Raw genomic sequence first — 13,471 nt, 5'->3', positions numbered from 1 at the left:
ACCGGCGGACGAAGGGGTAGGTCGGCGCGAATCAAGCCGAAGTCGAGAACGAGAAGGTCACCACGCGACGACGAAGGACTTCGGCGCAGCGCCGGCCTGCCCCCTCGGGAGCCGGGGCTCAGCCGTCCACGCGGCTCAGGCGAGGCCGGGCAGGGGCAGGTGCACGAGGGGGTCGATCGCGACGCCGAGGAAGAGCAGCGTGACGTAGGTGATCGAGAAGTGGAAGAGGCGCATGGGCTTCAGGACGGCCTGGGAGACGCCCTTGGACGCGGCGGAGAGCAGGCGGTGGGCCTCGGTGACGAAGAGCCCGCCGGAGACGAGCGCGGCGACGAGGTAGACCCAGCCCATGTCGGCGACCGGGATGAGTGCCAAGGAGGTCAGGACCATCGCCCACGAGTAGACGACGATCTGCTTGGCCACGGTCGTCTGCTGCTCGAGCACCGGCAGCATGGGGACGCCGGCGGTGGCGTAGTCGTCGATGAAGCGCATCGAGAGCGGCCAGTAGTGCGGTGGCGTCCAGAAGAAGATCACGAGGAAGAGGATGATCGCCGGCCAGCCGACCTCGTTGGTCACGGCGGACCAGCCGATGAGCGTGGGCATGCACCCGGCGATGCCGCCCCAGACGATGTTCTGCGCGGTCCGGCGCTTGAGGATCATCGTGTAGCCGACCGCGTAGAGCACGATCGCGGCGAGCGAGAGCATCGCCGACAGCGGGTTGACGAGGAGCCACAGCCACGCGGTCGACAGGGCGGTGAGGACGAACCCGAAGATCATCGCGCCCCGCGGGGTGGCCTCGCCGGTGACGAGCGGGCGGTTCTGGGTCCGGCCCATCTTCGCGTCGATGTCACGGTCGTAGACCATGTTGAAGGTGTTGGCCGCGCCGGCGCTGAGGCTGCCTCCGACGAGCGTCAGGACGATGAGCCCGAGCGAGGGGACCCCACGCTCGGCGAGGAACATCACCGGCACGGTCGTGACGAGCAGCAGCTCGATGATCCGCGGCTTCGTCAGGGCGACGTACGCACGCACGGTGCGACGCCACGAGCGGGTCGTCGGCGAGAGCTCGCGCGTCGACTCGAGAGTGGTCACGGACAGCCTTTGACGAAGGGGTGGGACGGGGGGTCGCGCAATGCGCGGACTGCCCTGAGTCTACCCGTGCCGGGGGCGAGGGCGGCCCCCACCCCGTGGATCCGTCGTCCACGGCGCCGCGCACTAGGGTTGGTGGCGAGCACATACGCGCCACCGAAAGAGAGATCCCTCCGTGAGCACGGACACCGGCACCTCCCCCAAGGCCCCCGCGAAGAAGGCGGCCGCCCAGTCGCGCCCCTCGGGCACCACCCGCACGGTCGCCTCGGCCAACCCTGCCGGACCGGCCGGGACCTCCTCCCGCTCCGAGGCACTCCCCCGTCCCCTGGCGAAGAAGGCCGGCTGGAGCGACCTCGACGTCCGCGCCGTCGACACCGGACGCCTCCTCGCCGCCGACGCCGTGCAGGAGTGCGGCAGCGGCCACCCGGGCACCGCGATGAGCCTCTCCCCCGTGGCCTACCTGCTCTACCAGCAGGTCATGACGCACGACCCGTCCGACCCGACGTGGCTCGGACGCGACCGCTTCGTCCTCTCCGTCGGGCACTCCTCGCTCACCCAGTACGTCCAGCTCTTCCTCTCCGGTTACGGCCTCGAGCTCAGCGACCTGAAGTCCCTGCGCACGTGGGACTCGCTGACGCCCGGCCACCCCGAGGTGCACCACACCCCCGGTGTCGAGATCACGACCGGCCCCCTCGGCTCCGGCCTCGCCTCCGCGACCGGCATGGCGATGGCGCAGCGCCGCCAGCGCGGCCTGCTCGACCCGGACGCCGCGCCGGGGACCTCCCCCTTCGACCACACGATCTGGTGCCTCGCCTCCGACGGCGACATGCAGGAGGGCGTCTCCGCGGAGGCCGGCTCGCTCGCCGGCCACCAGGAGCTCGGCACCCTCAACGTCATCTACGACGCCAACCAGATCTCGATCGAGGACGACACCGACATCGCCTTCAGCGAGGACGTGGGCGCGCGCTACCGCGCCTACGGCTGGGAGGTCATCGACGTCGACTGGCGCCGCAGCGGTGACGGCAACGCGTACGTCGAGGACATCGACGCGCTGCTCGCCGCCTGCACGCAGGCGAAGGAGAACACCAAGGCCCCCACGCTGATCGTCCTGCACACGATCATCGCCTGGCCCGCCCCGACCAAGCAGGACACCGGGGCCTCGCACGGCTCGGCCCTCGGCGAGGACGAGGTCGCGGCGACCAAGGAGCTGCTCGGTTTCGACCCGAAGAAGTCCTTCGCCGTCGAGAAGGACGTGCTCGCCCACGCCCGCGAGGTCAAGAAGCGCGGCAAGGCCGCCCGCAAGGACTGGGACAAGGGCTTCGCCACGTGGCGCAAGGCCAACCCGGAGCGCGCTGCCCTGCTCGAGCGCCTGCAGGCCGGGGAGCTGCCGGCCGGGCTGGACCAGGCGCTGCCGACCTTCGACGCCTCCGACAAGGGGATGGCGACCCGTGCCGCGTCCGGCAAGGTCCTCACCGCCCTCGCCGACGTCATGCCGGAGCTGTGGGGCGGCTCCGCCGACCTCGCGGGCTCCAACAACACGACGATGGACGGCGAGCCCTCCTTCGTGCCCAGGAGCAAGCAGACCGACACGTGGAAGGGCGACCAGTACGGCCGCACCCTCCACTTCGGCATCCGCGAGCACGGCATGGGCATGGCGATGAACGGCATCGCCCTCGAGGGCCTCACCCGGGTCTACGGCGGCACCTTCCTCGTCTTCTCCGACTACATGCGCCCCGCCGTCCGGCTCGCCGCGCTGCAGCAGCTGCCGGTCACGTACGTGTGGACCCACGACTCCATCGGCCTGGGCGAGGACGGCCCGACGCACCAGCCGATCGAGCACCTCGCCGCGCTGCGCGCGATCCCGGGTCTGGACGTCGTGCGCCCGGGCGACGCCAACGAGGTGAGCGTCTGCTGGGGTGAGGTCCTGAGGAACCGCACCACCGCGGCCCTCGCCCTCTCCCGCCAGGGCACCCCGATCGTCGACCGCGGCGAGTACGCGGCGGCGAAGGGAGCGGCCAAGGGCGCCTACGTCCTCGCCGAGTCGAGCACGGACACGCCCGACGTCGTCCTCGTCGCCACCGGCACCGAGGTCGCCGTCGCGCTGGCTGCACGCGCGACGCTCGAGAAGGCCGGGACCGGCACCCGCGTCGTCTCCATGCCGTGCCGCGAGTGGTTCGACCGCCAGTCCACCTCGTACAAGAACAAGGTCCTGCCGCCCGCCGTCCGGGCCCGCGTGTCCGTCGAGGCCGCGACCACCTTCGGCTGGCGCGAGGTCGTCGGCGACGCCGGTGAGTGCGTCGGCATCGACCACTTCGGTGCCTCCGCCGACGCGGCCACCCTGTACGAGAAGTTCGGCATCACGCCGGCGGCCGTCGTCAAGGCCGCCAAGGCATCCATCAAGAACGCGAAGGGATGATCGACATGGCAGAGCAGCTCCCCGCCGCACCCGCCCCCGTCGCCGCGCTGCGCGCGGCCGGTGTCTCCGTCTGGCTCGACGACCTCAGCCGGGAGCGGCTGCGCTCGGGCAACCTCCAGGAGCTCATCGACACCAAGGGCATCGTCGGTGTCACGACCAACCCCTCGATCTTCCAGGCCGCCCTCGCCGAGGGCGAGGCCTACACCGAGCAGCTCTCGGACCTCGCCGCGCAGGGCAAGGACGTCGACGAGGTCGTCTTCGCACTGACCACCGACGACGTGCGCGAGGCGTGCGACCTCTTCGCCCCGATCTTCGAGGCGACCGACGGCGTCGACGGTCGCGTCTCCATCGAGGTCGACCCGCGGCTGGCGCAGGACGCGGAGCAGACCGCGGTCGTCGCCCGTCAGCTGTCCGACGCCGTCGACCGCCCGCAGGTCTACATCAAGATCCCGGCGACCGAGGCCGGCCTGCCGGCGATCACGCAGACGCTCGCCGCGGGCATCAGCGTCAACGTCACCCTGATCTTCAGCCTCGAGCGCTACCGCGCGGTGATGAACGCCTTCGTCGAGGGGATCGAGCAGGCGCTCGCCGCCGGCAAGGACATCTCGAGGATCCACTCGGTCGCCTCCTTCTTCGTCTCCCGCGTCGACACCGAGGTCGACGCCCGGCTCGAGGCGATCGGCAGCGACGAGGCGCTCGCCCTGCGCGGCAAGGCCGGCGTCGCCAACGCCCGCCTCGCGTACCAGGCCTACGAGGAGGTCTTCTCGACGCCCCGCTGGCAGCGCCTGCAGGGCGAAGGGGGGCGCCCCCAGCGTCCGCTGTGGGCCTCCACGGGCGTCAAGAACCCCGACTACCCCGACACGCTCTACGTCACCGAGCTCGTCGCGGCCAACACGGTCAACACGATGCCGGAGAAGACGCTCGACGCGACGATCGACCACGGTGAGATCACCGGTGACCAGGTCACCGACCGGTACGCCGAGGCCGCCGAGGTGCTCGACGCGCTCGACCGCCTCGGGATCAGCTACACCGCGGTCACCGACCAGCTCGAGACCGAGGGCGTCGACAAGTTCGAGAAGGCGTGGGGCGAGCTGCTCGACGGTGTCCGCGCAGAGCTGGACAAGGTGGCCTCGAGGTGACCAGCCTCTCCGTGGCCGCGTCCGGCGCGGCGGCGGAGGCCGTCGCCGCGCACGTCCCGACCCTCGTCGATGACCGCGTCGCGAGCCGGATCTTCGCGCAGGACCCCACCCTGTGGGGCCCGACCGCCGAGGAGGAGGCCGCCAAGCGGCTGTCCTGGGTCGGGCTCGGTCGCACCTCGCGCCACCTGGTGGGCGAGATCGCGGCCCTGCGCGACGACCTGCGCGAGCAGGGTGTCGACCGCGTCGTCCTGTGCGGCATGGGCGGCAGCTCGCTCGCCCCGGAGGTCATCTGCGCCACCGCCGGCGTGCCGCTCGTCGTCCTCGACTCCAGCCACCCGGACGTCGTGCGGGCCGCCGTGAGCGACCTCGAGCGGACGGTCGTCGTCGTCTCGAGCAAGTCCGGCTCCACCGTCGAGACCGACAGCCAGCGCCGGGTCTTCGAGCAGGCCTTCGCCGACGCCGGCATCGATGCCGCCCGCCGGATCATCGTGGTCACCGACCCCGGGAGCCCGCTCGAGGAGGACGCGCGCGCCAAGGGCCAGCGCGTCGTCACCGCCGACCCCGCCGTCGGCGGGCGCTACTCGGCGCTCACCGCCTTCGGCCTCGTGCCCTCCGGCCTGGCCGGCGCCGACGTCGAGGCCCTCCTCGACGACGCCGAGTCGGTCGCCGACCTGCTCGCCGAGGACGACGAGGCCAACCCCGCGCTCCGTCTCGGCGCCGCGATGGGCGGGACCTCCCCCCTTCGCGACAAGCTCTACCTCGTCGACCACGGCACTGCCGCCAAGGGACTCGGTGACTGGGCCGAGCAGCTCATCGCCGAGTCCACCGGCAAGGAGGGCAAGGGGCTGCTGCCCGTCGTCCTCGACGCGCCCGGCCGGTCCTCCGCGCCCGACGACGCGACGGTCGTGCGACTGGTGCCCGAGGACGGCGACGAGAGCGCTCCCCGCGCCGTCTCGAGCGTCGACGTCGGCGGCTCGCTGGGTGCACAGTTCCTCCTGTGGGAGACCGCCACGGCGGTCGCCGGGCGACTGCTCGGGATCAACCCCTTCGACCAGCCCGACGTCGAGAGTGCCAAGCAGGCCGCCCGCGACCTGATGGCCGGTGACGGTGCGACCGCGTCCACCCCGGACGCCGTCGATGGCAACGTGACGATCAGCCACCACGGCGGGGACTGGCTCGGGGACGCCGCGACGCTCGAGGACGCGGTCAGCGCGCTCCTCGCGCAGCTCGACCCCGAGCACGGCTACGTGGCCGTCATGGCCTATCTCGACCGCGACCGCAGGGCACCCTTCGCCGGGGTGACCGATGCCCTGGCCGAGCGGGTCCAGCGACCGGTGACCTTCGGGTGGGGACCACGGTTCCTGCACTCCACCGGCCAGTACCACAAGGGTGGACCCGCCACCGGTGTCTACATCCAGGTCACCGACGAGCCGCGCGCGGACCTGGCGGTACCTGGACGCGACTTCACCCTCGGCGAGTTCATCGCGGCGCAGGCGGGCGGCGATGCGCAGGTGCTCGGCGAGCACGGACGGCCGGTCCTCGTGCTGCACGTCGACGACCCGGCGTCGGACCGTCTGACCCGGATCGGTGCCGCCCTGATGGGCGGCCGGGCATGAGCCCCGCGCGCGTCACCGCCGACTCCAACCCCCTGCGGGACCCTCGGGACAAGCGGCTGCCGCGCATCGCCGGTCCGTGCAGCCTCGTCCTCTTCGGGGTCACCGGGGACCTCGCCCGCAAGAAGCTCATGCCGGCGATCTACGACCTCGCCAACCGGGGGCTGCTGCCGCCGGGCTTCTCGCTCGTGGGCTTCGCCCGACGTGACTGGGCCGACCAGGACTTCGGCAAGGTCGTCTACGACGCGGTGCGCGAGCACGCGCGCACCCCCTTCCGCGAGGAGGTCTGGCGCAGCCTGTCCGAGGGCTTCCGCTTCGTGCCGGGCACCTTCGACGACGACGCGGCCTTCGACCTGCTGGCCCAGACCGTGCGCGAGCTCGACGAGCAGCGCGGCACGGGTGGCAACCACGCGTTCTACCTGTCGATCCCTCCGGGTTTCTTCTCCACGGTCTGCGAGCAGCTCCAGCGGTCCGGGCTGGCGGCGCAGACCGAGGACTCGTGGCGTCGGGTCGTCATCGAGAAGCCCTTCGGGCACGACCTGGAGAGCGCGCAGGAGCTCAACAGGATCGTCGAGGCGGTCTTCCCGCCGGACTCGATCTTCCGGATCGACCACTACCTCGGCAAGGAGACGGTCCAGAACCTCCTGGCGCTGCGCTTCGCCAACCAGATGTTCGAGCCGGTGTGGAACAGCCACTACGTCGACCACGTGCAGATCACCATGGCCGAGGACATCGGCATCGGTGGCCGCGCCGGGTACTACGACGGGATCGGCGCCGCCCGCGACGTCATCCAGAACCACCTGCTGCAGCTCCTCGCGCTCACCGCCATGGAGGAGCCGACGAGCTTCAAGGCTGGGGCCCTGCGCACCGAGAAGGAGAAGATCCTCGAGGCCGTCCGCGTCCCCGAGGACCTCGCCGGCGGCACGGTCCGCGGCCAGTACGCCGCCGGGTGGCAGGGCGGGACGAAGGTCATCGGCTACCTCGAGGAGGACGGGGTCGCCGCCGGCTCCGCGACCGAGACCTACGCCGCCATGCGCCTCGACGTCGACACGCGGCGCTGGGCGGGCGTGCCCTTCTACCTGCGCACCGGCAAGCGGCTCGGGCGCCGGGTCACGGAGATCGCGGTCGTCTTCAAGCGCGCGCCGCACCTGCCCTTCACCGACACGGAGACCGAGGAGCTCGGGCAGAACGCCGTCGTGATCCGGGTGCAGCCCGACGAAGGGGTGACGATGCGCTTCGGCGCCAAGGTCCCGGGCAACCAGATGGAGGTGCGCGACGTGACGATGGACTTCGGCTACGGCCGGGCCTTCACCGAGTCCAGCCCCGAGGCCTACGAGCGGCTCATCCTCGACGTCCTGCTCGGCGACCCGCCGCTCTTCCCCCGGCACGAGGAGGTCGAGCTCTCGTGGCGGATCCTCGACCCGATCGAGCGCTTCTGGAGCTCGCAGGAGGGCGGCGTCGAGCAGTATGCGGCCGGCACCTGGGGCCCGGCCGCCGCCGACGAGATGATGCAGCGTGACGGACGCACCTGGAGGATGCCGTGATCGTCGACCTGCCCAACGCCAGCACGTCCCAGATCAGCCACCGGCTCGTCGAGATCCGTGAGGACGTCGGGGCGATGGCCCTCAGCCGCGTCCTCACCCTCGTCATCGTCGTCGGCGAGGACGAGGCCGAGGACGCTCTGGCGGTCGCCAACGCCGCGAGCCACCAGCACCCGGCCCGCATCGTCTGCGTCATCCTCGCCAACGCCCGCGGCAAGGCGCGCCTCGACGCGCAGATCCGCGTCGGCGGCGATGCCGGTGCCTCCGAGGTCGTCGTCCTGCGGCTGTACGGGGAGCTCATCGGCCATGCCCGCAGCGTCGTGACGCCCTTGCTCCTGCCCGACTCCCCCGTCGTCGCGTGGTGGCCCCACGACGCGCCCAAGGACCCCGGTGGCGACCCCGTGGGTGCGATGGCCCAGCGACGGATCACGGACTGCGCCGTCGCTGACAACCCCGGTGCGATGCTGCGGCGGCTGGGCAAGGCCTACCGCCCCGGCGACACCGACCTGGCGTGGAGCCGGATCACCCTCTGGCGCGGGCTGCTGGCCACGGCCCTGGACCGAGCACCCTTCGAGTCGGTCACCGCGGCCACCGTCGTCGGCGGCGCGGACTCCCCCTCGGCCGACCTGCTGGCGGCATGGCTGCGCCACAGCCTGCGGTGCCCGGTCAGCCTGGTCCGCTCCCGCGAGGGCTCGGGCATCGTCAGCGTGCGCCTCGAGCGCGCCTCCGGCCCGACCGACCTGGTGCGGCCGCAGCTCGGGGACACCGCGACGCTCGACCAGCCCGACCAGCCGCAGCGGGCGATCGCCCTGGCCCCGCGCTCCGATGCCGAGTGCCTCGCCGACGAGCTGAGCCGCCTCGACCCCGACGACGTCTACGCGGACGCGCTCATCTCGGGGCTGCCGAAGATCACCCGGCGGCGCACCACCATGACCGACGCGGTCCGGGCCGGCGAGGTCCCCTCGCCGAGCGAGGCCCGTCAGGAGGTCGAGCGACTCACCAAGGAGTCGAGCAAGATCATCCGCAACGCGATGGTCGAGGCCGCCCCCGAGGACGCCAGCAGCTCGACCGAGGCCGTGCGGACCGCTGTACGCGACCGGTTGCGCACCGAGGACGAGGCGTGACCGGGGCGGCCCCCTTCGTCCTCGTCCACCCGGGCGCGCAGGACCTCGCCGCGATGACCGCGAGCCGTCTGCTCGTGGCCCTGCAGGACGCCATCACGGCACGCGGGCGGGCGGACATCGCCCTCACCGGCGGGTCCATGGGGTCGGCGGTCGTCGCCGCGCTCGCCGAGCACCCGGCCCGCCACGCCATCGACTGGGACGCGGTCCACGTCTGGTGGGGCGACGAGCGCTACCTGCCCGCCGGTGACGCCGAGCGCAACGACACCCAGAACGACGCCGCCGGGCTGACCGGCCTGGGGCTGCGGGCGGAGCACGTCCACCGCCTCGCCGGCCCCGAGGCCTCCGGCTCGCCGGAGGAAGCGGCCGCGGCCTACGAGCGGACGCTGCGCGAGGACGGCAGCGGCAGCTGGGACATCGTCCTGCTCGGCGTCGGTCCGGACGGGCACGTGGCCTCGCTCTTCCCCGGCCACCCGGCCCAGCTGCTCTCCGACACGCTCGTCGTCGCGGTCCACGACTCCCCCAAGCCGCCGCCGACGCGGGTGTCGATCACGCTCGAGTGCCTCGGCAACTCACGTGAGGTGTGGTTCGTCGTCGCCGGTGCGGACAAGGCCGAGGCGGTGGCGAAGGGGGTCGGCGGCGCCCCGGCGCAGGAGAGCACCGCCGCCCGGCTGCGCGGCCTGGAGCGGACCCTGTGGTTGGTGGACGAGGCCGCAGTCAGCGGATGAGGCCGCGGTCGCGCAGCTCGCCGAGGCGCTCCTCGAGGATCGCCTCGCCCTCGCTGTCGGAGCGGCGCTCCTTCACGTAGGCCAGGTGGGTCTTGTAGACCTCGGCCGTGGGCGGGGCGGGCGGGTTGTCCTTGTCCCGGCCGGCAGGCAGCCCGCAGCGCGTGCACTCCCACTGCTCCGGGATCTCGACGCTCTCGTCGAGGGAGAAGGACGGGGTCACCTCGTGCCCCCTGGAGCACCAGTACGTGACGAACGCGCGCGGTGCCGCGTCACCCCGCTCGGCCTCTCCCATGGGTCCGGCGCCGATGCGGCTGCCACGGATAGCGTTTCCACCTGCCATGTCGAAGCTCCTAGGGGTGTGCGGGACGCGGTCAGGCGTCGAAGCGGTCGATGAGTCCGATCCCGACGACGGCCGTGAACCAGATGAGCCCGATGATGACCGTGAACCTCGAGAGGTTGCGCTCGGCGACCGATGAGCTGCCCAGGGAGGCGGACATGCCGCCACCGAACATGTCGGACATGCCGCCGCCCTTCCCCTTGTGCATGAGGATGAGCAGGGTGAGGATCAGGCCGGTGATCACGAGGATCACCTGCAGTCCGATGCGGACGGCGTTCACGCGATCAGGTCCTTGTCGGTCGGGTCAGTCGGTGGGGAGCCGCCGTGGCGGCAGCGCCCGCGTCAGGATACCCCGGTTGCCCGGTCCACCCGCGCTCCGGGCGCCGCCGACACGCTCAGGCCGTGAGGTGCTGCTGGTAGCGGCAGATGGCCGCGAACTCCTCGGGCTGGAGGGAGGCGCCGCCGACGAGCGCCCCGTCGACGTCGCCGCCGGCCATGATCGAGGCGATGTTGCCGGACTTGACCGAGCCGCCGTAGAGGACGCGGACGCCGTCGGCGACCTCCGGCGAGTAGAGCTCGCCGAGCTTGCCGCGGATGGCCTCGCAGACCTCCTGGGCGTCCTCGGGCGTCGCGACCTCGCCGGTGCCGATGGCCCAGACCGGCTCGTAGGCGACGACGACGCTCGCGGCCTGCTCCGGCGTGATCCCGGCGAGGCTGCCCTCGACCTGGGCGAGGACGTGGGCGACGTGCTCGCCGGCCTGCCGCACCTCGAGCCCCTCGCCGACGCAGACGATCGGGACGAGACCGTGGCGGAAGGCCGCGGCGGCCTTGCTCGCGACGACGGCGTCGTCCTCGTCGTGCCCGTCGCGCCGCTCGCTGTGGCCCACGACGACGTAGCTGCACCCGAGCCTGGCGAGGAAGGCACCGGAGATGTCGCCGGTGAAGGCGCCGGAGTCGTGCGGGCTGAGGTCCTGGGCGCCGTAGCGCAGGGCGAGACGGTCGCCCTCGACGAGCGTCTGGACCGAGCGCAGGTCCGTGAAGGGGGGCAGGACGACGACCTCGACCTGCGAGACGTCGTGCTTGGCGTCGCGCAGGGTCCAGTCGAGCTTCTGCACGAGGTGGGTGCCCTGCAGGTGGTCGAGGTTCATCTTCCAGTTGCCCGCCATGAGCGGGGTGCGCGCGCCGGCCATGTCAGGCCCCCTGCCCGTCGAAGACCGCGAGACCGGGCAGCTCCTTGCCCTCGAGGTACTCGAGGCTGGCACCGCCACCGGTGCTGATGTGACCGAAGTCGCTGTCGGCGAAGCCGAGCTGGCGCACGGCGGCCGCGGAATCGCCGCCACCGACGACGGTGAGAGCGCCCCCCTTCGTCGCCTCGACGAGCGCGGCCGCGACCGCCCGGGTGCCGGCCGCGTACGGGGCCATCTCGAAGGCGCCCATCGGGCCGTTCCAGAAGACCGTCCGGCAGTCGGCCAACCGGTCCGCGAAGACCTCGGCGGAGTCGGGGCCGATGTCCAGACCCATCCGGTCGGCCGGGATCGCGTCGGCGGCGACGACCTCGTGGTCGGCGTCCGCGGAGAACGCGGTGGCCGCGACCACGTCGGTGGGCAGGACGATCTCGACCCCGTCGCGCTCGGCGCGCTCGAGGTACTCCCTGACCGTGCCGAGCTGGTCCTCCTCGAGCAGGCTCGTGCCGACCTCGTGGCCCTGCGCCTTGAGGAAGGTGAAGACCATGCCGCCCCCGATGAGGAGGCGGTCGGCGGTGCCCAGGAGGTTGTCGATGACGCCGAGCTTGTCGCTCACCTTGGCACCACCCAGCACGACGGCATAGGGCCGCTCGGGCTCGCTCGTGAGCCGTCGCAGGACGTCGACCTCGGTCTGGACGAGGCCCCCCATGGCCGCCGGCAGACGGGTCGCGATGTCGTACACCGAGGCCTGCGCGCGGTGCACCACGCCGAAGCCGTCGGAGACGTACGCGTCGGCCAGCTCGGCGAGGCGGTCGGCGAAGGCGCCCCGCTCGGCCGCGTCCTTGCTCGTCTCGCCCGGGTTGAAGCGCAGGTTCTCCAGGAGGGCGACCTGCCCGTCCTCCAGGCCGGCGACGACCGACCGCGCCGACTCCCCCACCGTGTCCGTGGCGAAGGCGACGTCCGCACCGAGCAGCTCGCCCAGGCGGGTGGCCACGGGGGCCAACGAGTACTGCGCGTCCGGGGCACCCTTGGGCCGGCCCAGGTGGGCGGTGACGACGACCCGGGCGCCGGCCTCGACGAGCCGGGTGATCGTGGGGAGCGAGGCCCGGATCCGGCCGTCGTCGGTGATCGACGTCCCGTCGATCGGGACGTTGAGGTCGGAGCGGACGAGGACGCGCTTGCCGCGCAGGTCCCCGAGGTCGGCGAGGGTCTTCACAGGTGCCTTTCGGTGGGGGTCCGTCAGTGCGGTCAGAGGGAGGCGCCGACGTGGACCACGAGGTCGACGAGGCGGTTGGAGTAGCCCCACTCGTTGTCGTACCAGCCGACGACCTTGACCTGGTTGCCGATGACCTTGGTCAGGCCGGAGTCGAAGATACAGCTCGCCGGGTCCGTCTCGATGTCCTTGGAGACGATCGGGTCCTCCGTGTAGACGAGCTTGCCGACGAGCGGGCCCTCGGTGGCCGCCGCGCGCATGATCGCGTTGACCTCCTCGACAGTGGTCTCGCGGCCCGCCTCGAAGGTCAGGTCGGTGGCGGAGCCGGTCGGGACGGGGACGCGAAGGGCGTACCCGTCGAGCCTGCCCTTCAGCTCGGGCAGCACGAGCGCGACCGCCTTGGCCGCGCCGGTGGACGTCGGCACGATGTTGAGCCCCGCGGCACGGGCCCGACGCAGGTCCTTGTGCGGGCCGTCCTGGAGGTTCTGGTCGGCCGTGTAGGCGTGGATCGTCGTCATCAGGCCCTTGGTGATACCGAGCGAGTCGTGCAGCACCTTGGCCATGGGCGCGAGGCAGTTGGTCGTGCAGGAGGCGTTGGAGATGATCGTGTGCTTCGCCCCGTCGTACAGGTCGTCGTTGACGCCCATGACGACGGTGATGTCCTCGTTCTTCGCGGGAGCCGAGATGATCACCTTCTTCGCACCGGCGTCGACGTGGGCCCGGGCCGCGGTCGCGTCGGTGAAGAATCCCGTGGACTCGATGACGACGTCGACCCCGAGGTCGCCCCAGGGCAGCTTGGCCGGGTCGCGCTCGGCGAGCGAGGTGATCAGGCGGCCGTCGACCTCGATACCGCCCTCGACGACCTGCACGTCACCGTCGAAGCGTCCGAGGATGGAGTCGTAGCGCAGCAGGTGGGCCTGGGTGGCGTCGTCCCCCAGGTCGTTGAACGCGACGACCTCGACGTCGGCCCCTGAGGCCCTGACGGCGCGGAAGAAGTTGCGGCCGATGCGGCCGAAGCCGTTGATGCCAACTCGAACAGTCACAGTGGGTGCCTCCAGAGAGAGATTCCACGAGCGCCGCGGACGCGGCTCCTGGT

12 protein-coding genes are annotated in these 13,471 nt (G+C 72.0%); 6 read left to right on the top strand and 6 right to left on the bottom strand.

The window, feature by feature from the left end; translation table 11 throughout:
• Positions 1-135: 135 nt before the first annotated feature.
• A complete protein-coding gene (locus ABC138_RS12145) occupies positions 136-1,086 on the bottom strand; it encodes a heme o synthase (RefSeq protein WP_068323824.1) in 951 nt (316 codons plus the stop codon).
• A gap of 322 nt (positions 1,087-1,408) precedes the next feature.
• On the opposite strand from ABC138_RS12145, the gene tkt reads away from it, so the two are divergent.
• Genes tkt through pgl form a run of 6 tightly spaced genes read left to right on the top strand, consistent with a single transcriptional unit; the run spans position 1,409 to position 9,641 of the window.
• On the top strand, positions 1,409-3,499 hold the full coding sequence (gene tkt, locus ABC138_RS12140; protein WP_345913838.1) for a transketolase: 2,091 nt from the start codon (positions 1,409-1,411) through the stop codon (positions 3,497-3,499).
• On the top strand, positions 3,496-4,638 hold the full coding sequence (tal, locus tag ABC138_RS12135) for a transaldolase (RefSeq protein WP_338538064.1): 1,143 nt from the start codon (positions 3,496-3,498) through the stop codon (positions 4,636-4,638). Before tkt ends, tal begins: the two co-directional genes overlap by 4 nt.
• The gene (locus ABC138_RS12130) at positions 4,635-6,254 is read left to right on the top strand and encodes a glucose-6-phosphate isomerase (protein WP_345913817.1); all 1,620 of its coding nucleotides are present in this window, start codon (positions 4,635-4,637) and stop codon (positions 6,252-6,254) included. The genes tal and ABC138_RS12130 overlap by 4 nt, the downstream gene beginning before the upstream one ends.
• Positions 6,251-7,795, top strand: a complete 1,545-nt coding sequence (gene zwf, locus ABC138_RS12125; protein ID WP_068323816.1) for a glucose-6-phosphate dehydrogenase — start codon at positions 6,251-6,253, stop codon at positions 7,793-7,795. Before ABC138_RS12130 ends, zwf begins: the two co-directional genes overlap by 4 nt.
• Positions 7,792-8,916: a glucose-6-phosphate dehydrogenase assembly protein OpcA gene (locus ABC138_RS12120; RefSeq protein ID WP_068323813.1), complete on the top strand. Its 1,125-nt coding sequence runs from the start codon at positions 7,792-7,794 to the stop codon at positions 8,914-8,916. Before zwf ends, ABC138_RS12120 begins: the two co-directional genes overlap by 4 nt.
• Complete coding sequence (gene pgl, locus ABC138_RS12115; protein ID WP_345913816.1) at positions 8,913-9,641, top strand: 6-phosphogluconolactonase; 729 nt, start codon at positions 8,913-8,915, stop codon at positions 9,639-9,641. The genes ABC138_RS12120 and pgl overlap by 4 nt, the downstream gene beginning before the upstream one ends.
• Here the strand turns inward: pgl and ABC138_RS12110 are convergent.
• From ABC138_RS12110 to gap, 5 genes are all read right to left on the bottom strand, one after another.
• Positions 9,631-9,981 carry an RNA polymerase-binding protein RbpA gene (locus tag ABC138_RS12110; protein ID WP_082807470.1) on the bottom strand — a complete coding sequence of 117 codons (351 nt, stop codon included), beginning with the start codon at positions 9,979-9,981 and terminating at the stop codon, positions 9,631-9,633. The two genes, pgl and ABC138_RS12110, sit on opposite strands and share 11 nt — an antisense overlap.
• Before the next feature lie 31 nt (positions 9,982-10,012).
• Positions 10,013-10,258: a preprotein translocase subunit SecG gene (secG, locus tag ABC138_RS12105; RefSeq protein WP_338538059.1), complete on the bottom strand. Its 246-nt coding sequence runs from the start codon at positions 10,256-10,258 to the stop codon at positions 10,013-10,015.
• Between the two features lie 115 nt (positions 10,259-10,373).
• On the bottom strand, positions 10,374-11,168 hold the full coding sequence (gene tpiA / locus ABC138_RS12100; RefSeq protein WP_338538058.1) for a triose-phosphate isomerase: 795 nt from the start codon (positions 11,166-11,168) through the stop codon (positions 10,374-10,376).
• 1 nt (position 11,169) lies between these two features.
• On the bottom strand, positions 11,170-12,378 hold the full coding sequence (locus tag ABC138_RS12095) for a phosphoglycerate kinase (protein WP_068323803.1): 1,209 nt from the start codon (positions 12,376-12,378) through the stop codon (positions 11,170-11,172).
• Positions 12,379-12,410: 32 nt separating this feature from the next.
• Positions 12,411-13,418 (bottom strand): type I glyceraldehyde-3-phosphate dehydrogenase, encoded by a 1,008-nt coding sequence (gene gap, locus ABC138_RS12090; protein ID WP_068323795.1) that lies wholly within the window; start codon positions 13,416-13,418, stop codon positions 12,411-12,413.
• Positions 13,419-13,471: the final 53 nt, after the last annotated feature.

Source organism: Janibacter sp. LM, from assembly GCF_039631275.1.
Classification (GTDB): domain Bacteria; phylum Actinomycetota; class Actinomycetes; order Actinomycetales; family Dermatophilaceae; genus Janibacter; species Janibacter terrae.
Note: the sequence above shows the minus strand (reverse complement) of the source record. Positions and strands in the feature narration are given on the sequence as shown.